The sequence below is a fragment of the Emticicia fontis genome (assembly GCF_054779675.1).
The window spans coordinates 90,229-111,025 of record NZ_BAAGXU010000008.1; the positions used below are offsets into that span (position 1 = coordinate 90,229).

Sequence of the window (20,797 nt, forward strand, 5' to 3'; positions counted from 1 at the left end):
AATCCTTTTCTAAATCAGACTTTTGTTTTGAATAGAATCCAGATTCAAATATTCGTCTTTTTATTATAATAATCTCTCAACTATGAAGAAATCTTTTTTAAGTAGTATATTATTCCTATTGTATTTGGGAGTATTTGCGCAACAAAAGACTCCGACAAAAACGACACCTAAAAATAAACCTGCTGCCACTACAAAAAAGACGACTACTCCTAAAACTTCTGTAAAGGTAACTCAACCACAGGCAAATTCACAAGAAGATACTGTAATTGACGAAGTAAATACAACACTTTCGCAACAAGTTGGGACTCCGACCTTCATCAGAGTTGAACCTGAAAGAAAATATAACTATGATTCGTCTGACATAGTAGTAAGGTGGCACGAGTTAATTTTTGACCTAGTTGAACAAACGCAGGGATATAGCCCGAATGTGGCGGCAAGAAACATGGCTTATATTAATATAGCTGCTTATGAGGCTATACTACCTGCATACCCTGATAATTTCTCACTTTCAGGCCAGCTTCAAGGTCTGAAAAAACCAGATAGTCTTTTTGCTGATAACACTGATTTTAATCCATCGGTCGCTGTTTCAAGTGCGATTTTTAACATGGTAGATAAATTATTCATTTCATCTCCATTTATCTGGATGGAAAAGGTTTATGCGTTGAAAGATAGTGTCAATAATCATTTTGTAACTAAAATCCCTCACGAAACAATAGAAAAATCGTGGAAATATGGGGAGAAAATTGCTAACTGGATTTACAATTACTCCATGACAGATGGCGGGCATAATACATTTATGCGGACTTATGATATGAATTATAAAATGCCTGTCTGTACTTCGTGTTTTGAGATTAACCGTGTGGCAGATTTAGAAAATACAGGACCTCTGCATCCAAATTGGGGTAAGAATAGAACTTTCCTGAAAGAAAATCAGAATGGTATAGATATCAAACCTAAAGTAGAATTTTCTATTTATCCGAATTCGCCCTTTTATAAAATGGCGATGGAAGTCTATATTATTTCAAGAGAGGTAAAACCCAATAGTGAGAAATTACAGATTGCTAATTTCTGGGACGATGCCGCTACTTTTACCTACTCAGCACCCGGTCATTCAGTTTCTATACTTACCCAAGTGCTTAAACAAAACCCCAAAAGTTTAGATGAGGCTACCGAATTGTATAGTAATCTGACGATAGGTTTAAATGATACATTTATAGCTACCTGGAAGATCAAATATGAGCAAAACTTTATCCGGCCAATTGCGTATATTAAAAGATATATTGACAGCAAATGGGAAGCAGCTTTGTTGACTCCCCCATTTCCGGAATTTCCATCTGGCCATTCAGCGCAATCTGCTGCCATGGCAACCATTCTTACAGAAAAAATGGGAGATTCTGTAGGCTATACAGACTATTCAAAATATTTTGTAGGCCCACCGAAAAAGTTCGATTCTTTCTGGGCAGCGGCAAAAGAATGTAGTATTTCCAGAGTTTATGGAGGCATTCATTTCAGAGATGGTATTGATCAGGGCTCAGAAGTTGGGAAAATTGTTGGAAAAAATTCCTTAAGTTTGCATTACAAAAAGTAAGTTAAAATCTGGTTCCTATGTATGACGCCATAATAATTGGAGGAGGACTTGGAGGATTAACCGTTGCTATTGAACTAGCCGGAAAGGGATTTTCTGTGATTGTAATTGAGAAATACACTTACCCTTTTCATAAGGTATGTGGAGAATACATATCCAATGAAGTCAGACCTTATCTTGAACACATAGGATTAGATATTAATAAATTAGGAGCAGCTACTATTGATAAATTTCAACTTACGTCTATCAGAGGAACAGTACTACACTCACCTTTACAGATGGGTGGCTTTGGAATTAGTCGATATACCTTAGATCATGAACTCTATAAAATAGCTATTAAACAAGGGGTACAGTTCGAATTAAATGCCAGCGTAGAAGATACGCAACGTATTAATGATACATTTTTTGTTGATACCAATACCAACAAAACCTTTCAGGCTAAAATGCTTATCGGGTCGTATGGAAAAAGGGCTAAAGTTGATAAAATTATTCAAAGACCTATCCCCAAGCAAAAGACAAGTTATTTAGGAATTAAGTACCATATCTCACTGGATTACCCCAAAGATTTAATTTCACTGCATAATTTTAATGGCGGCTATTGTGGTATTTCAGCAATTGAAGATAATAAATATTGTCTTTGTTATCTGAGTGTAACCTCGAACCTGAAAAATAAAAATGGAATCAAACAAATGGAAGAAGAGGTTTTGTATAAAAATCCTTTCCTTAAAGAAATTTTCACGAAGGCCGACTTCCTTTTTAAAAAACCTGAAGTAATTAATGAAGTGGTGTTTGTCACTAAAAGCCGGGTTCATGAAAATATTATCATGATAGGCGATTCGGCAGGTTTAATTACACCCTTGGCAGGCAATGGTATGTCAATTGCCATCAGGTCTGGTTTTTTAGCTGCACAATTGATAACAGAATTTTTACATGGAAATATTAACAGAACCGAATTAGAGAAGTTATATATATCAAACTGGAATGATAATTTCAGAAATCAACTTTGGAGAGGAAGACAATTACAGAAATTATTTGGCAAAGAAAAAACCTCAGAACTCGCCATTACCTTCTTAAACAGCTTGCCAGCACTTTTGCCATTGGTAATCAGGAGCACACATGGCAAAGAGTTGAAATTTAATTAATAACAAAAACCAAGAAAGTATGAAAAAAGTAAGTGTATCGTTGTTTGCAATTTTATTAATCAGCAGTTTTTCTTTTGCACAAAACTTCACTTTAAAGAGTAATGATCTGGGTGGACAGGCCACGCAAAAAGAGTTTTTCAATAGTTTCGGTTGTACCGGACAAAACATTTCTCCCCAATTATCATGGGCTGGTGTACCACAAGGCACACAAAGTTTTGCTATTACTATTTATGATAAAGATGCTCCTACCGGTAGTGGGTGGTGGCACTGGGTAGTTTTTAATATCCCGGCTAATGTAACAGAATTAAAAGCAGGTGCAGGAGACATAAGCAAATCAATTGCTCCTAAAGAATGCGTACAAAGTATCACAGACTTTGGCAAACCAGGTTATGGCGGCCCTTGTCCTCCTCCGGGTGCTCCTCATGAGTATCTGATTACAGTTTATGCATTAAAAACTAAATTAGATTTAGACAAAAATGCAAGTCCTGCAATGGTGGGTTTCAATATTAACGCAAATACACTTGCCAAAGCATCTATTGTGATGTATGGCCAAAGATAATCTGAGTGTTTTTTTATAGAAATGCCCATGGTTATTAAAAGCATGGGCATTTCTATTAATCAATATGAGACAAAGTTAAATTATGGAATATTCATAAATTTATGTGTTTGTAGACTAACCTTCCATTTAGGATTTTCTTTCACATAATCAATTATTAAAGGCAGCATCTGGCTTTGTTTGCTCCATTCAGGTTGCAGCAATAACATACAATCTTCATTCACCAAATCGGCAAATTTTTCGGCAAAGGCAAAATCTGATTTATTATATACAATTACCTTCAATTCATTGGCCACCCCATAAATACTTTCATGTGGCTCTTTAAATTTTTTGGGAGAAAAACATATCCAATCCCAAACACCTGTCATTGTGTACACGCCAGAGGTCTCAATATTTGTCTGAAATCCTGCCTGCTTTAATGCAATAGTTAAATCATCTAAATTATACATTAAAGGTTCGCCTCCAGTAATCACGGCCATTCTACCTTTGTAATCACTTGCTCCTTCAACTATTTCATCTATTGTAAATGTAGGATGTATGGAAGCATCCCACGATTCTTTTACATCGCACCAAACACAACCAACATCACAACCACCTAAACGAATAAAATATGCTGCCTTACCTGAATGATACCCTTCCCCTTGCAAGGTATAGAAAGATTCCATTACGGGCAGTTTTACTACATCTGTAACCATCAAACTATCTTTTTTAACAAAATTACCAATATTATCGCACTTTTCGAATAAATGCCTGTTTACATCATTTACAATCTCAAAAAATTGACATTTTCTATAATAAAATCACAATTTAGACATATTCGTTGTACTTTTCTTAGAAAGAAAAAATACCGGATTTAATTTATATTAAATTTTTCAACCATTTTTTCATAAAAGACGTTATATTCATGTTTAGATTTGCGTGTAAAACTGAAACATTTAATGTCTGAATCAGAAAAAAAATATTGCGATTCGTTAACCGAGTATTCCAGAAGAAAAACGAATCAAGTACAAGTAGGTGGCGTCTGGATAGGTTCTGATTATCCAATCAGGGTTCAATCTATGACTACTATTGATACGATGGATACCATTGGCTCAGTAGAGCAAACTATCCGAATGATTGAGAGTGGTTGTGAATTGGTAAGGATTACCGCCCCAAGTGTAAAAGAGGCACAAAACCTCGAAAATATAAAAAAAGAGCTTCGCATTAGAGGATATTCTACACCCTTAGTAGCAGATATTCATTTTACACCGAATGCAGCAGAATTAGCCGCACGAATAGTAGAGAAAGTGCGTATTAATCCCGGCAATTATGCTGATAAAAAACGCTTTGAGTTTATTGATTATACCGAAGAAAATTATCAGTCGGAATTAAATAGAATCAGAGAAAGATTTTTGCCTTTGGTAAAGATTTGTAAAGAGTATGGTACAGCCATGCGGATTGGTACCAATCATGGTTCTTTATCGGATAGAATATTAAGTAGATATGGAGATACTCCGCTGGGGATGGTCGAATCCGCTTTGGAATTTTTAAGAATCTGCGAAGATGAAAACTATTTCAATATAGTAATTTCGATGAAGTCTTCTAACCCGCAGGTAATGGTTGAAGCATATCGATTATTGGTTCAAAGACTTGAGGCAGAGCAATTAAAGCCTTATCCTTTGCATTTAGGCGTTACAGAAGCCGGTGAAGGTGAAGACGGAAGAATCAAATCTTCTATGGGTATTGGAACCCTATTAGAAGATGGATTGGGTGATACAGTACGCGTTAGCTTAACTGAAGACCCTGAATTTGAGGCACCGGTAGCCAAAGCATTAGTTGATAGATATACTTATCGAAAAGAGAAAACTACTTTTATTCCGACAATTACTTATAACCCTATCAATCCGTATCAATACCAACGTAGAGAAACGATTGAGGTTGAAAATTTCGGGGGTTTGAATGTGCCAAGAGTAATTGCCGATTTTTCGGAAATTTCAGTTGAGAAACATGAGGATTTGAAACCAATCGGGCATTTCTACTTGCCTTTGCCTGATAAATGGCGGATGAATGATATTGGTGCAGATTACATTTACAGCGGTAAAAAGCCGATACCTTTTATGCTGCCAAATGGTTTGAAAGAAATTCTCGATGCAGAAGTGTGGGCATTGCATGAAGATACAGCTAATAAAATCCCTTTATTTGATGCCAATGCTTTTGTTGAAGCAAGTTCACAAAATCACCTTCATAAATCCATTAATTTTGTTAAAATTACGATTGATGATTTAAAGGCTGGTTTTATTGAAACGGTTCGTCAGAATACTTCGGTTGTTTTGATTGTGGAAACAAATAATGAGGCAGCCATGCCTGAATTAAGAAAATTGTATTTCGATTTGATCAATGCAGGAATTAAAAACCCGGTAGTTATTAAAAGAAATTATAAAAGTATTTCAGAAATCGATGGGCAATTATACGCTGCAACTGATTGCGGAGGATTATTGGTTGATGGTTTTGGAGATGGCATTATGCTGACATTTGAAAACCCAGCCATAGCTAATAGTACTTCATTTGGTATACTTCAGGCAGCTCGTACTCGTATGAGTAAAACTGAATATATCAGTTGTCCATCTTGTGGAAGAACCTTATTCGATTTACAGGAAACTACTGCGCTGATCCGTAAAAATACAGACCACTTAAAGGGTGTCAAAATTGGTATTATGGGCTGTATTGTAAATGGTCCAGGTGAAATGGCTGATGCCGATTATGGATATGTAGGCATAGGAAAAGATAAAATTGCTCTCTATCGAGGACAAAATGTTGTCAAGAAATCTGTGCATGCAGATAATGCCGTAAATGAATTGATAGAATTAATTAAAGAAGATGGTCGTTGGTTAGAACCTGAAGTTTTAGAGATGGAACTGATGAACGAGTGATAAAATAAAAGCGATGTTACAAAAACTTAAACACTTTCTTTCAATCGGGCCTGTTTTTGCCTACTTTATCAGAGTATTTCGCAAAGACAAAGAAGGCAAATACCCGCATAGTTTCAATTTGAAAATGATGCACGGAATTAACAAAATTTCAATCATCATGTTTTTGATTTGTTTGATTGTGATGGTAACCCGTTGTGCAACCAGATAAGCAGCAATTATGAATATTGAATCTTTCAGAGAATATTGTTTATCAAAAAAAGGCGTTACAGAAGAATTGCCTTTTGGGCCAGACACACTCGTGTATAAAGTAATCAATAAAATGTTTGCACTTACAGGTCTCGACTCTGAACGATTTAAAATAAGCTTGAAAAATTCTCCTGAAAAAAATGAAGAATTAAGAGCAGAGTACGCTTGTGTAACTGGTGCCTATCATATGAATAAGCGTCACTGGAATACTGTATCTGTGGATGGCACAGTAAAAGATAACTTATTGAAAGAGTGGATTGACGAATCATATGAGATAGTAGTAAGTAATTTACCTAAGAAAATTCAAGAAGAACTCAACAAACAATAATATCATGGAGGCGCTAGTGATTGGCATACCGTTTTTATTGTATATCTTTCTGAGAATCAGATTGGGTAACGATATTTCGCCACAGGAATACGATGAAATTGTATTCAAAGAAGGAATTGAAGCTTACAAATCCGAAAATTACGTAGCCGCTTTCAGATATTTTGATGCGGAAGTACATGAATATCCCAAATCCTCTACGGCTTACCTATATAGAGGTAAATGCCATTATTACTTTGAAAACTGGGAGGCAGCTTTAGCAGATTTTGAAAAATCAATGAGATTAGATAATGCCTTAGCTGAAACTTTTTACTGGAAAGGCTTATCTCATTATCAACTTGAGGATTACACCTTATCACTTTTTGAATTAAAACGGGCATCAAGAATGTATTTAGACAAAAATGCAGAGGTGATGCGATTTATAGGTGAACTGGAATTCAGAAAAGCCGACTTTGAAAATGCTGAAAAAAGCTTTAAAATAGCTGCTGACTTAGGAGATAATAAATCTAATATTCTGTTACAAACACTTTTCTATGGCAACATCAGAAAAGCATCAAGTTAAACCAAAGAAATGACTGAAAACGAATATCTTTTTGTCTACGGTACTCTATTGAGTGAGTACGGTAATATTGAATCGCACGAATGGATAAATAAATTTGCCGAACCTTTAGGAAAGGCTATGATGGAAGGCAAGATGTATATGGTTGATTATTATCCGGGTATAGTCCCTTGCCAGAGTGGAGAAAAATACTATGTCAAAGGCGAATTATATCGCTTAAAAGAACCCGAAAAATTGTTCTCTTTATTAGATAAATATGAAGAATACAATCCGATGGATCCTGCTCATTCAGAATATGTGCGCAAGAAGTCAAATGTTATTCTTAAAAATGACAAGCAAGTTTATGAAGCCTGGGTTTATTATTTCAATCAATCAGTGGAAGACCTGGAATTTATGCCTAAGGGAGACTTTATTAATGAATATCATAAATAAGATTATGGTTTTGTAAGATTCAAATATTTTCTTAACAATTTCATAAGCTATTTTTTTGTTGACAGTTTTTCGCTGCCAACTTTTTTTTTGCATTTTTCAAACAATATCTATCAACATACTGCGTATTTCATAAAAAGAAGCAACCATTCTTTGGTCTGATTCGTTTTATTATATATGTAATAGTGAACTGAAAAGTTATGAAATGAAGCAACTATATTTTTTAATTATATACTTATCCTCCACTTTAGTTTTCGCACAAAATACTTATACAATTAAAGGAAAAGTTACCGATTTTGTCACACACGATCCCGTTCCTTTCGCTGCTGTTAGTATCAAGAACACAACTATAGGTAGAAATACAGATTTTGAAGGAAATTTTGTCCTTCAAGCACCTAGCCTTGCCTCTGATTCCCTTTTAATCAGTTGTATGGGTTATACAACAAAGACCATCTTCATTCGCAGAGATTCTCTTACTCAAACTATTACCATACAACTAAAACCGGCTGATATATTATTGCATGAAGTAACTGTTCATGCCGGAGAAAATCCTGCATGGACAATCATCCGAAAGGCAGTTTCTGCTAAATCTGAAAATAACTTCAAAAAAATCAGTGCGTTCGATTATGTCAGTTATAACAAGATTGAAGTCGATATTAATAATATTACCGATAAATTAAGAAAACGCAAATTAGCTGAGAAAGTCAACAAGGCAATTGAAGACTTAGGAACACTGACAGATGATGAAGGCAAAGCCCTTGTGCCTACATTTATTTCGGAATCTATGTCGCATTATTATTTCAGAAATGACCCACGGCTTTCAAAAGAAATTATAGAGAAAACAAATATTAAAGGGATTGGTGTAACTGATGGAAGTTTAACAGCACAGTTGATTGGTTCTACTTTTCAGCAATACAATTTTTATGTCAATCAGGTTGATGTGCTAAATAAAACCTTTGCCTCTCCTATTGCGGATGACTGGCGGTTAATTTATGATTATTACCTGGCTGACAGCAGTTATATAGGCGAAGATTTTTGTTATCGAATTGAATTTACGCCAAAAAGAAAGCAGGACTTAGCCTTCGCCGGTACTATGTGGATTAACAAAGGTTCGTGGGCCATTGCGCAGATAGATGCAGCGATAACCAAAGACGCCAATCTGAATTTTGTGGAGCGAATTAAAATACAGCAAGAACTAGAACCCATTGATAGTATATGGATACCCGTTAAGAACAGAATTGTGGTTGATGTATCTGAAATCACAAAGGGTTCGGCAGGGATGTTGTTGAAATTTACCAACTATAATGAAGATATAGTCATTAACAGGCCAAAAGATGTAAAGTTTTATGATAGAGGTATTGAGATTGCGCCAGATTACCGCGAAACTGATAAAAGATATTGGCAATCGGTAAGGCCAGAGCCTTTTACGGACAAGGAGCAATTGGCTTATACCATGATTGACACAATCAAGACTATTCCAGCGATTAAGACCTATACTGAAATTGCCAAAATATTAACAAGTGGATATACAAGATTATTTACAGGTATTGAGTTAGGTCCTTTGGTTTATTCAGGAGCCTATAATAATGTTGAAGGAGTAAGACTAAGGCTAGGCTTAAGAACTAATTATGAGTTTAGCAGAAAATGGGTTTTAGAGGGTTATCTGGCTTATGGTACTAAAGATGATGCATGGAAAATGGGTGGAGAAATCACAAAGATTTTTTCACGGAAGCCTTGGACGACCCTGAATCTTAAGTTTACGCATGATATTGAACAAGTTGGATTGAGAAAAGAAGACTTAGGGTTAGGTGCGGTTTATTCAGCCTATATGCGTTTCTTTACTCTGATGCGCCCTTATTATGAAAACGAAAATAAGATTCAATTTCAGAGAGAAGTTTCTAAAGGGATTTTTACTACCGTTGGATTCAGAACAAGAAGTTTTGACCCACTTTATCCATTTGAATACAGACTTCGACCTGAATTAGGAGATTCCTCTCCTATGACCACTCACTTTAATACCTCTGAATTTTTATCAGAAATAACTTTTGCCAGAGATGAATTGGCAGTAATAAATGATAACGAGCGTCTAAGTTTTGGTACGATAAAATCGCCCACTATTACAGTCAAATACATTCTAGGGGCGAAAAATCTATTAGGTAGTGATTTCACCTATCATAATATAATGGCCAAATATAGCCATACTTTAAATTTAGGCTATTTTGGTAAAACCTATTATCGGGCAGAAGCAGGAGCTATTTTAGGAACAGTCCCCTACCCACTTTTGAAAAGTCATTTAGGAAATGAAACAATCTTTATCGTAGGCAATTCATTTAACCTGATGAATAATTTTGAGTTTATAAGTGATCGCTATTTTACAATGAGGTATACGCATGATTTCGAAGGATTGCTCTTCAATCGTTTCCCATTGATTAAAAAGTGGAAATGGCGGACGTTTACAACCGGAAAATTCTTGTGGGGTACATTGACTGATAAAAATTATGACATTACTCCGCAAAAGCTCGAAACAGAATTCAGGAATTTTTCAAGGCTCGGTACAGCTCCTTATATTGAATTAGGATATGGCATAAGTAATATTTTCAAGTTCTTCCGGATAGAAGCTATGCACAGACTTACCTATTTAGACAAGCCTGATATTAGAAAATTCGGAGTTAAATTCTCTGCGGAAATCTCTCTATAGACATTAATAAATTTTATTCATAATATCTCTGGCTACATTAGGCTTATAATGATAAATCTCATAATAATTGGTTTTATCATTCGTGTACTCATTCTGACCTGAGAAATCATAAATTCTTTCTTTACCGAAGAAACTTTGGAGTACTTTTAAATCATCAGCATTAAAATATTTCTGGTCGTAGGTTGGACCCAGGATAATTTTAAAATTAGTGTGGTTTCGCTCTAAAACAGCTTTGATTCTTTTCAGATATTGTAGTTGATACGGTTTCACTACTTTAGCAACCAATTGTTTTTCAGAACTTCTCTCGTAAAAGAAATTAGGTTGAGTATAGTATTTTACTGAGTCTTGTTTAATTTCATTAATATAACTAGTAAAAATAAAGTCATTAACTACCGGAGTATAATTGATTTTTCTGAATTCAAGAAAAGTCTTCATGTAATTACGAAACTTCTTGAAAATCATATAATCATAGAAAGCAGTAAAAAAGCCTTGCGAAAAATAAGAATTCAGAAATATCGTATGATATTTTAACCAAGGTAGCTGACTAACGCGATAATCCTGAATAAAAACACATCCTAAAGTATCTTGCTCATATTCAAAAATACTTCTATCCCAAACCAATAAAGCATTATCTATTTTATTACCCTGTTTTTCGATAAACTCCAATTTGGTAGCAATACCATAAACCGTCTCACATGATGCATCAAAATGGTAAGGGGTCTCATCATTGATATGTTTACCCCAATCTTTTGTATAGAAAACACTTGACCGAGAACTACCGAATATAAAAGACTTATAATCGTATCTGGTGTTGTTATTCAGAAAAACCTGTGTGCTGATACGGTCTCTGTTCAAGCTTTTGGCATAATTATCAGGATAGGCCTGATAGATATTCAGGATTTGAAACGGGTCAAAAATGAAATAACCAATACCTAGTACAATAACAGGCGATAAAAAGATAAGTATCTTCTTGAAAAACTTTAAAAACATTGAATACAAAATTTAATAAGCAAATTAGTCAATAACGAGTTTCTTAGTAATTTTCTGCCCTGAGTTATCTAAACACTCCAGCAGATAAATTCCTGAACTAAGTTTAGCAGTTGGAATCAAAACATTTTCACTATTCACCTGAATCTTCTGAATGATTGTTCCTTGATTATTGGTCAGTATCAATTCCTGAATCGGCATGTGGATATTGATATTTATATCTGCTCCTTTTGAAACAGGATTAGGATATACTACCAGTTCATCATTTGAAGTTGATAAACTCATAACATCTAAAGGTATAAAAACCTCAACAACATTACTGAAAAGCTCATCATCAATATTCAGTCGATAATAGTATTTAACTCCTTTTTTCACTTTCAAATCCAAGAATGGCCCTTGAGTTAATGTAGCAATTTTCACAAAATTATCTGGCGTCCCTACCGATTTCTCAATACCATATATAAAATTGCTTTGAGTCAACCATTCTAAAGAAACACGTTTTAACACCCCTCCGGTCCATTTGGCTGTAAGCACTGGTCTAGGCGCATTGACATGCTGAGTAATAGGAAAATTCTTGAATGTAAAAGCCCGTAATCCTCTCGAATTTTTAATATAAGGTATCCCCATCAGCGACTCTGTATTAAGCACAAAATTATCCGGGCAATAGGTTACTTGTTTAGCATTACTTGGCTCAGATAATTTCAACACTATTTTATTCCCTTCACTGATTCCTCCTGTTACTTTTCCAGCTACACCATCCAGATATATATAGTCTTTAAAAAATACCGGGCTTCCATTATTTTTATTGACAGTATAATTTGGATATTGCATTTTCTGAAACTTATCAAATTCCAGAATAAGGGAATCTTTGCTATCTGAAAAATAAGCTTTTCTGATATTCGGGCAATGAACCTCAAGCGTATCAGTACTTTTCAAAAAATCTTTAGCAATAAGCCTTGATATTTCAGCTCCATTTAGTTGATAGCCTTCAAGATTATAATGCAATCCATCAAATCCGGGCGTACCAATAGTCGTAAAACCTTCACAATCAGGGTATAACTGACCCACTTTTCTCTGAAAATCTCTTAAATCGCCGGCTTTGTTGTTATCTGTCCAATAAATATTATTCTGGAAAACATAAATCTTCTTTACTGCGGGATAATCTTCAAGAATTTGGTTTCTTAATTGAGCAAATTTCGCAGGATAAACTTCAGCCCTGCTCGCTTCAAATGCCTCACTTTCTCCCTGTCGCCAGATAAATATTTTTGCTGTTTTGCTCAATCCTACCTTATTTGCTTTTTTTAGCATCTGCCCATAATAGTATTGAAGATCTTCATGATTTTTCTCATTACGAATCATTAATTCATCAATACTTTTATTCCCCACAGCACCATTGATGATACCAATGGGCACTTTAAACTTATCAATTAGCTGCCTTTGTATTTCTAATCCTATCAAACCAGACATATAGTAATTCCATTTCATAGTCGGAAACCATGAATAATCGTTAGTCTGAAAATTTGCAAAGGTGGTGCGTCCAAATTTAAACTCATCCTTAAATTTAGCTAACTCAGCAGCATCATTGGCTTCTGCATTAGATTGTCCATAAATAATAATATTGTCTCCACAAAGAACTTGTGTAGACTCCCGAACCAATACCGAATCCTGCCCTCTAAATGCATATAAAGCAAATTCATATTCAACCAGTCCTGCCGTAATAATGGGTTGGAATAAGAAAGGGGCATTTAATAAATCGCCAGCCTGAAATACAAGCTTTTGTTTTTTATAATAAATATCCTTTTTATCCTTTTTCCCAATCACCGCAACATCTGTATAACCTTCTGTATACAGCCGACCTTTAATTGTAACCATTCCTCTGTTTAATTCATCACGCTGGTAGATTTGCGCAGCAATGGGGAACTCATCATAAATAATCGCTTGTGCAAAGGACGAAGACCATGAAACCAAAAAGAGTAGACCTAAAATAAAAAGAGTTTGTCCAACTCTATTTAATCGGACAAACTCTTTTTTATATATGCAGATTGTTATTTTATTCATTCAATATGGCTGACAAATTATCAGCGAATATATAACAATTCTCTGTATTTTACAAGTGGCCAATCCTCGTCATCTATCAGCAACTCTAATTTATCGACAGGGTATCTGATTTCCTCAAAGAAGTTTTTGATGTCATTGCCATACAATTTAGCTCTTTGCTCCAAATCCTCAACTGCGTTAGCATGCTTGCGGGCGTCCGTCATTTGATCTACCTTTTTCGAAATTTCTGAAACACGCGCAGAAATCTCTTTTATGATATCAATAATCGGCTCAGCTTCCTGATGCAATTCCATATCTTTTAAAGACTTGGCAGTTTGTACCAATTTTGCCTGATAATTAATTGCTGTTGAAACCACGTGGTTCATAGCTAAATCACCAATTAAACGAGATTCTATCTGAATTTTCTTGATATAATTCTCTAGTTCAATTTCATAACGGGCATGAATCTCTCTTTCAGTTAATACACCTAATCTCTCAAAAATCTCTGTAAATTCAGGTCTTAAATAGGCTTTTAAGGCTTCAGGTGTGCTTGCTACATTTGATAGTCCTCTTCTGGCTGCTTCTTCTTTCCATTCATCAGAATAACCATTTCCTTCAAACAAAATCTTTTTAGATTCTTTAATATATCCTTTCAGAATTTTTACGATTACCTCTTCTTTCTTGCCTTCGTGTTCTGTCATTTCAGCATCATAGGCCGCTCTGAATTTAAGTAATTGATCAGCTACAATCGTATTCAACACCATCATTGGCTGGGCAGAATTGGCTGAACTACCAACAGCGCGATACTCAAACTTATTTCCGGTAAAGGCAAATGGAGAGGTACGATTTCTATCTGTATTGTCTAAAAGAATAGATGGAATTCTATTTAAACCCAATTTGATATAGGCATTCTCGCCTTTTTCAATCGAAACTATTTCTTTGTTTTCAATATCCTCAAGTACTTTAATCATTTGAGAACCTAAGAAAATGGAAACAATGGCCGGAGGTGCCTCGTTGGCACCCAAGCGGTGTTCGTTACCTGCTGTTGCAATACTAGCCCTTAATAAATCTGCGTTGTCATGCACAGCCTTAATAACATTAACCAGGAATGTTACAAAACGAAGACTCTCCTTTGGTTTAGTACTTGGCCCTAATAGGTTAACACCCGTATCTGTACCCATCGACCAGTTGTTATGCTTACCACTACCATTGATACCTGCAAATGGTTTCTCGTGGAAAAGCACCTCGAAATTGTGTTTTTTAGATACTTTACGCATTACATCCATCAACAGAATGTTATGGTCGCAGGCCAGATTTACCTCTTCAAAAGTTGGAGCTGCTTCAAATTGCGCAGGGGCCACTTCATTATGACGCGTTCTTATCGGAATACCTAATTTCAAACATTCAAATTCAAAATCAACCATGAAAGCATTCACACGTGGAGCAATACTTCCAAAGTAATGATCTTCCAATTGTTGGCCTTTAGCAGGAGCATGACCAAAAACGGTTCTTCCTGACATCATCAAGTCAGGACGAGCATTAAACAAGGCTTTATCTACCAAGAAATACTCCTGCTCTGCTCCTAAAGTAGCTGAAACTTTTTCGACATGACGGTCGAAAATAATCGCTACATCAGTAGCCGCTTTATCTAAAGCATGTAACGATTTGAGCAAAGGCGACTTAGAATCTAAAAGTTCACCTGTATATGAGACAAAGATGGATGGTACGCAAAGGGTACCTGTGCCTGCTTCATTATAAATAATAAATGCCGGCGAAGTTGGATCCCATGCGGTATATCCACGAGCTTCAAATGTTGCTCTGATACCACCACTCGGAAAAGAAGAAGCATCTGGTTCTTGTTGTACTAATGAACTTCCTTTGAATTTTTCAAGTGCTTTACCATCGATATTAATATCGAAGAAAGCATCGTGTTTTTCAGCTGACCCACCAGTCAAAGGTTGAAACCAGTGTGTGTAGTGCGTTGCACCTTTTGAAACTGCCCAGGACTTCATAGCAGATGCTACCTCGTCTGCAATTTCTCTGTCTATTTTCTCACCACTTTTAATGGCAGTAGTTACTTTCATATACGCTTCCGGAGAAAGCATGGCACGCATTACATCATCATTGAAAATATTGGCACCATAATATTCTGTTACTTTACCGGCAGGTATATCTACTTTAATAGTTTGGCGGCTTTGTGCTTCATCAACCGCCTTAAATCTTAATCTTGCCATTTTTTATTAGTAGTTTTGTTGAGATGTCCTATATTTGGGGTTAAAAATAGGAAAGAACGTTGATAAAAAAAACTTTTACAACTTTTGCTAATTAATTAAATATGGCTTTAAACTTCTAACAGGGCAATTTTCGTAAATTTTGATTTGAGAAGAGAACCTGAATAGACACTAATTTACTGAACCGATTCAATGAAAGAACGCTTACAATTTTTACTTATTTATTATGGTTTTTGGGTAATTTTTTTTCTGGTTGCCAGAGTAATTTTTTTGGGGTATCATATTGAAGACACAAAGTTATTAACGCTCCAGACTATATGGGGGATTTTCTGGCATGGAATAAGAATGGACTTTTCAATGGCTGCCTACCTTTCAGTCATTCCATTTTTTCTGGTTGCATTTTCTAATTTCATTAAAAAGAGTAGGCTCGAAAACTGGATTTTCACTTATACCTTTCTTTTAGTTCTAATTGCCAATCTGATAATTGTTATAGACTTACAGGTATTTAATACCTGGGGTTATCATCTGGATGCTACTCCGTTACGTTACCTGAAAACACCTCGTGAGGCATGGGCATCTGTAAGTTCATCGCCACTTTTGCAGTTGTTTATTAGTTTTCTGATACTCTTGATTGTGGCGTCTTTAATCGTTTATAGAATTATTACAAAAAATATTGATAACTGGAATCATATTGATAATTTACCTTTTATACCAGTCTCAATTTTATGTACTTTGGCTTTATTTGTTCCGATCAGGGGTAGCCTTGGTATTTCTCCCATGAACCAAAGCACAGTGTATTTTTCTACAAATAATTTTGCCAATATTTCTGCCGTTAATCCAACCTGGAATTTCTTTAGTTCATTAGTAAATGGTTCATATGATAAAGTCAATCCTTATACTTATTTACCTAAAGAAGAATTAAGCAATAATATTAAGGAACTCTATGAAGGGTCTAATGCTACAAATAAGGTTTTAAAAAGTGATCTTAAAAAGCCAAATATATTGGTAATCATTTGGGAAAGTTTTACTAAAAAGGCAACTGAATTCAAAATTAACGGGCTTGAAGTAACCCCAAGATTTAATGCCCTAAAAAAAGAGGGCATTTATTTCTCAAATATGTATGCCAGCGGAGATAGAACAGATAAGGGTATTCCAGCCATTTTAAGTGGATATCCTGCTCAGCCAACTGCTTCCATTATTACTGAGCCAAACAAATCTTCAAAATTACCAGTTATTAGTAAAGATTTTGAAAGTAATGGATATTCAACCGATTTTTATTATGGAGGCGAGGTAGAATTTGCCAATATTAAATCATACCTCTATTCAGCCAACTTTCAGAAAATTATCAGTAAACAGGATTTTGATTCAAAATACTGGAATTCGAAATGGGGAGCACATGATGATATAGTTTTTAAAAGGTTCTTAAATGACCATTCAACAGTCAATCAGCCTTTTTTCTCAACAATACTGACTTTAAGCAGTCATGAACCTTTCGAGATTCCTACTGAGAATACATTTGAGGGGGATGACGAACGCTCTAAATTTATGAATGCCATGCATTATGCCGACCAATCGTTAGGAGACTTTATCGATTCAGCAAAAAAGCAATCATGGTGGCCTAATACATTGGTTGTCATTATTGCAGACCACGGACATAGAATCCCGGAAACAGGAAAAAAAGCCGATGACTTCAAGATTCCGATGCTGTGGTTGGGTGGAGCTTTAGCCAAACAAGGCTTAGAAATGCCAAAGATTGCTTCGCAAATTGATATTTCGTCCACTTTATTAAACCAGGTTGGTTTAAATGCTTATGCGTATAACTGGAGTAAAAATATTTTTGATTTAAAAACAAAACCCTGGGCATTCTTTTCGTTTAATAATGGGTTTGGTTTTATTCAGCCTAAACAAGAATTAGTTTTTGATAATGTAGGTAAAAAAATGATTCAGTTAAATGGATCATTAAATACACGTGATATTGATAAGGGCAAAGCACTTATGCAAAGAATGTTTCAGGATTATTTAGATAAATAGCTATGAGCAAAATTGAAATACCCAGGCATACTATTTTCGTTTGTGATGGAAGTAAATGTGGCAAGTACAGCAAAGAAATCCGTCGGGTTTTTAAAGATAAAATCAAAGAAAATCATTTGAAAGGCGATGTAGTTCTTATAAAAATGGACTGTTCTGATAATTGTGATCATGCTCCTGTGGTGAGTTTCCAGCCAGAAAATCTATGGCATGGAGAAATGACAGAGAAAAAAGCCGAAAGGTTTTTTGACAAAATTATTTTGGAACAATAAATCAAGGGTAGGCATATGCCTACCCTTGATGCTTATGAATTTATCTGAACAGATTTTCGGATAAACTTGGCAGCTTGAATCATATGTTTCAAAGCCTCTTCTGTTTCATGCCAACCTCTGGTTTTTAATCCACAATCAGGATTTACCCATAGATTTCTGGCAGGAATTACCTCTAATGCTTTTTCTAGTAAAACGACCATTTCTTCAGTGCTTGGAATTCTTGGCGAGTGAATATCATATACACCTGGCCCGATTTCATTAGGATATTTAAAATCTGCGAAGGCTGATAGTAATTCCATTTGCGAACGTGAAGTTTCAATAGTAATCACGTCAGCATCCAAAGCAGCAATATGTTCGATGATATCATTAAATTCTGAATAACACATATGGGTATGGATTTGCGTTTCATCTGCTACACCTGCTGCGCTCAACCTGAAAGCGTTTACTGCCCATCGTAGATATTCATTCCACTTGGATTTTCTTAAAGGTAGTCCTTCTCTGATGGCTGGTTCATCAATCTGAATTACTTTAATTCCTGCTTTTTCTAAATCCAGTACCTCATCACGAATAGCCAGACCAATCTGGAAGGCAGTTTCAGAACGGGGTTGGTCATCCCTGACAAACGACCATTGTAAGATAGTTACCGGGCCGGTTAACATCCCTTTCATCAATTTATTAGTTTTTGATTGTGCCAAGGCTGACCATCTTACTGTCATCGCTTCAGGGCGTTCAACATCACCATAAATAACAGGTGGTTTTACACAACGGCTACCATAGCTTTGTACCCATCCATTTTGAGTAAATACGTAGCCCGAGAGTTGTTCACCAAAATATTCAACCATATCATTCCGCTCAAATTCTCCGTGTACTAATACATCAATTCCTAAATCTTCCTGCCAGCGAACTGATTTCTCGATTTCGGCTTCAATCAACTGATCATATGTCTCTGTTGTCAACTCTCCTTTCTTTAATCTGGCTCTTAGTTGTCTGATTTCAGTTGTTTGAGGGAAAGAGCCTATTGTAGTTGTAGGAAAAGCTGGTAATCTTAATACTTTTGCCTGTGTTTCTTGTCTGATTTCAAAAGTATTGATTCTATTAAAATCACTTTCTTTTAATTCTTTCACTCTTTCTTTTACCTGTGGCTTATGAATTTTTGCCGATACTTTTCTTTGCTCAATCGTTATTTGGTTCTCACTTAGCAGCGCAAAGTATTGCTTAGCATTGGTTGAGTCTGAAAGTCCTGCCAGCGTTACAACCTCTGAAAGTTTTTGTTTGGCAAAAGCCAACCAGTTTTTGATTTCAGTTGGTAGAGTTTCCTCGTCTTTCTCTAAATCTAAGTCGCAAGGTGTATGCAATAAAGAGCAGGAGGGAGCGATCCAAACCCTATCGTTTCCAAATGCTTTAGCTGCTTTTCCAATTACATTTAAAGAATTAGTAAAATCATTCTTCCAGATGTTTCTCCCGTCTATTACACCTAAAGAAAGAATCTTATTTGAATTCTTGAAAGAAGAATCCGCTAAAATAGTATCCAATAGTTGAGGAGCTCTTACCAGATCAATATGCAGACAATCAACCGGCAAAGAAAGAGCTAAAGATGTATTGTTTCCTAAATCTTCGAAATAAGTAGTAACAATGATTTTTTGCTGAGGTAAAGCTTCTCTAATGGTTTGATAAGCTTTTTGAAAAGCAATTTGCTGATAACCAGTAAAATCCATTACTAAAAATGGTTCATCTAATTGAATCCACTCTGCGCCTGAGGCAGAAAGTTCTTTTAAGATTTCGATATAAACAGGTAAAATTTGGTCTAGTAAATCAATTCTATTAAAACCAGTTTCTTTCTCCTTGCCTAATAATAAATAGCTAATAGGGCCAATTAAAACCGGTTTAGTTAAAATACCGACTGATTTTGCTTCATTAAATTGGTTAATTGCCTTTTTTGAGAAATAACTGAATTGTTGGTCTTTTACAAATTCAGGAACGATATAATGGTAATTAGTATCAAACCATTTGGTCATTTCCATCGCACTTATATCAATTCCCTCTTTTTGTACACCACGAGCTATAGCAAAATACAGACTTAGCTCATCATTTTGCAAAGCCTGGTATCTTGTCGGAATCGCACCTAGCATCAATGTCATATCCAGTACCTGATCATATAAGGAAAAATCGTTTGATGGAATCAGGTCAATTCCTGCATCTTTTTGGGTTTGCCAGTTTTTTAACCTGATTTGTGCAGCCGTTTCTAATAATTCAGCCTGAGAAGCCTTACCTGCCCAGAAAGCCTCCGAAGCTTTCTTTAATTCGCGTTTGTTACCGATACGTGGGTAACCTAAATTTTGAGTAAACATTTTAATTGATTTGTTAAAGGTTTTTAAATACCTCGAACCTACCAATATCCTCTTATCAGAAAGAGAATCTTTACAGTCATGAAAAAGCGATGCCATTCAAGCTGTTTTTCAACAGTTGATAATCGAAAATCATTTCTATAAAATCAATGCTTGACCAAAGCCTTATTCGTGAAGGCATAGTCATTAAGATTAACGGCAAGTCTCCTGACTTATGAATATTATTCCGTCGCCCTTCTCATCTAGAAAACAATGGGCACAATTGACAAAACTTGTTCTATTAAGAACATTCATTTACAGTAGCACGTCTGTTCGTGATTTGCACACGATTCCTTTTTAATTTATTTAAGCAATCTTAAACAAAAACCGTTAACCCGATTGAAAGGTATTGCGAAGACAGAGCAAACATAAAGTATTTTATCTACATTTCAAATGATCAATAGTTAAA

At 35.5% G+C, this 20,797-nt stretch carries 16 protein-coding genes and 1 riboswitch; of the genes, 11 read left to right on the forward strand and 5 right to left on the reverse strand.

Annotated elements, in window-relative coordinates; translation table 11 throughout:
• The first annotated feature begins 82 nt into the window (after positions 1 to 82).
• The 3 genes from ACYVFA_RS06070 to ACYVFA_RS06080 are packed head-to-tail and all read left to right on the forward strand — an operon-like array spanning position 83 to position 3,286.
• Positions 83 to 1,588, forward strand: coding sequence for a vanadium-dependent haloperoxidase (locus ACYVFA_RS06070; RefSeq protein ID WP_460470914.1), 1,506 nt, complete (start codon positions 83 to 85; stop codon positions 1,586 to 1,588).
• A 17-nt stretch (positions 1,589 to 1,605) separates the two neighbouring features.
• The gene (locus ACYVFA_RS06075) at positions 1,606 to 2,727 is read left to right on the forward strand and encodes an NAD(P)/FAD-dependent oxidoreductase (protein WP_460470915.1); all 1,122 of its coding nucleotides are present in this window, start codon (positions 1,606 to 1,608) and stop codon (positions 2,725 to 2,727) included.
• Between the two features lie 19 nt (positions 2,728 to 2,746).
• Positions 2,747 to 3,286 (forward strand): YbhB/YbcL family Raf kinase inhibitor-like protein, encoded by a 540-nt coding sequence (locus ACYVFA_RS06080; protein ID WP_460470916.1) that lies wholly within the window; start codon positions 2,747 to 2,749, stop codon positions 3,284 to 3,286.
• An 80-nt stretch (positions 3,287 to 3,366) separates the two neighbouring features.
• Here ACYVFA_RS06080 and ACYVFA_RS06085 read toward each other — a convergent pair whose 3' ends face one another.
• Positions 3,367 to 3,978: a 7-carboxy-7-deazaguanine synthase QueE gene (locus tag ACYVFA_RS06085; protein ID WP_460470917.1), complete on the reverse strand. Its 612-nt coding sequence runs from the start codon at positions 3,976 to 3,978 to the stop codon at positions 3,367 to 3,369.
• A gap of 243 nt (positions 3,979 to 4,221) precedes the next feature.
• On the opposite strand from ACYVFA_RS06085, the gene ispG reads away from it, so the two are divergent.
• The 6 genes from ispG to ACYVFA_RS06115 all read left to right on the forward strand — a co-directional run bounded on the left by ispG (position 4,222) and on the right by ACYVFA_RS06115 (position 10,449).
• Positions 4,222 to 6,192: a (E)-4-hydroxy-3-methylbut-2-enyl-diphosphate synthase gene (ispG, locus tag ACYVFA_RS06090; protein WP_460470918.1), complete on the forward strand. Its 1,971-nt coding sequence runs from the start codon at positions 4,222 to 4,224 to the stop codon at positions 6,190 to 6,192.
• Positions 6,193 to 6,205: 13 nt separating this feature from the next.
• Positions 6,206 to 6,400, forward strand: coding sequence for a DUF6728 family protein (locus ACYVFA_RS06095; protein ID WP_460470919.1), 195 nt, complete (start codon positions 6,206 to 6,208; stop codon positions 6,398 to 6,400).
• A gap of 9 nt (positions 6,401 to 6,409) precedes the next feature.
• Positions 6,410 to 6,766: an MmcQ/YjbR family DNA-binding protein gene (locus tag ACYVFA_RS06100; RefSeq protein WP_460470920.1), complete on the forward strand. Its 357-nt coding sequence runs from the start codon at positions 6,410 to 6,412 to the stop codon at positions 6,764 to 6,766.
• Positions 6,767 to 6,770: 4 nt separating this feature from the next.
• A complete protein-coding gene (locus ACYVFA_RS06105; protein WP_460470921.1) occupies positions 6,771 to 7,325 on the forward strand; it encodes a tetratricopeptide repeat protein in 555 nt (184 codons plus the stop codon).
• 9 nt (positions 7,326 to 7,334) lie between these two features.
• Complete coding sequence (locus ACYVFA_RS06110; protein ID WP_460470922.1) at positions 7,335 to 7,754, forward strand: gamma-glutamylcyclotransferase family protein; 420 nt, start codon at positions 7,335 to 7,337, stop codon at positions 7,752 to 7,754.
• A 202-nt stretch (positions 7,755 to 7,956) separates the two neighbouring features.
• Positions 7,957 to 10,449 carry a DUF5686 and carboxypeptidase-like regulatory domain-containing protein gene (locus ACYVFA_RS06115; RefSeq protein ID WP_460470923.1) on the forward strand — a complete coding sequence of 831 codons (2,493 nt, stop codon included), beginning with the start codon at positions 7,957 to 7,959 and terminating at the stop codon, positions 10,447 to 10,449.
• 3 nt (positions 10,450 to 10,452) lie between these two features.
• Here ACYVFA_RS06115 and ACYVFA_RS06120 read toward each other — a convergent pair whose 3' ends face one another.
• The 3 genes from ACYVFA_RS06120 to ACYVFA_RS06130 are packed head-to-tail and all read right to left on the reverse strand — an operon-like array spanning position 10,453 to position 15,707.
• Positions 10,453 to 11,439: a hypothetical protein gene (locus tag ACYVFA_RS06120; protein ID WP_460470924.1), complete on the reverse strand. Its 987-nt coding sequence runs from the start codon at positions 11,437 to 11,439 to the stop codon at positions 10,453 to 10,455.
• Positions 11,440 to 11,463: 24 nt separating this feature from the next.
• Positions 11,464 to 13,494, reverse strand: a complete 2,031-nt coding sequence (locus tag ACYVFA_RS06125) for a T9SS type A sorting domain-containing protein (protein WP_460470925.1) — start codon at positions 13,492 to 13,494, stop codon at positions 11,464 to 11,466.
• 20 nt (positions 13,495 to 13,514) lie between these two features.
• Entirely contained in the window at positions 13,515 to 15,707 is a 2,193-nt protein-coding gene (locus ACYVFA_RS06130) for a glutamine synthetase III family protein (protein WP_460470926.1), read from the reverse strand.
• Between the two features lie 189 nt (positions 15,708 to 15,896).
• On the opposite strand from ACYVFA_RS06130, the gene ACYVFA_RS06135 reads away from it, so the two are divergent.
• Both ACYVFA_RS06135 and ACYVFA_RS06140 read left to right on the forward strand, forming a co-directional pair.
• Entirely contained in the window at positions 15,897 to 17,735 is a 1,839-nt protein-coding gene (locus tag ACYVFA_RS06135) for an LTA synthase family protein (protein ID WP_460470927.1), read from the forward strand.
• Positions 17,736 to 17,737: 2 nt separating this feature from the next.
• On the forward strand, positions 17,738 to 18,004 hold the full coding sequence (locus ACYVFA_RS06140; protein ID WP_460470928.1) for a (2Fe-2S) ferredoxin domain-containing protein: 267 nt from the start codon (positions 17,738 to 17,740) through the stop codon (positions 18,002 to 18,004).
• Positions 18,005 to 18,036: 32 nt separating this feature from the next.
• Here the strand turns inward: ACYVFA_RS06140 and metE are convergent, their stop codons facing one another.
• Positions 18,037 to 20,352, reverse strand: coding sequence for a 5-methyltetrahydropteroyltriglutamate--homocysteine S-methyltransferase (gene metE, locus ACYVFA_RS06145; RefSeq protein WP_460470929.1), 2,316 nt, complete (start codon positions 20,350 to 20,352; stop codon positions 18,037 to 18,039).
• A gap of 177 nt (positions 20,353 to 20,529) precedes the next feature.
• Positions 20,530 to 20,735: riboswitch (cobalamin riboswitch) on the reverse strand.
• Positions 20,736 to 20,797 lie beyond the last annotated feature (62 nt).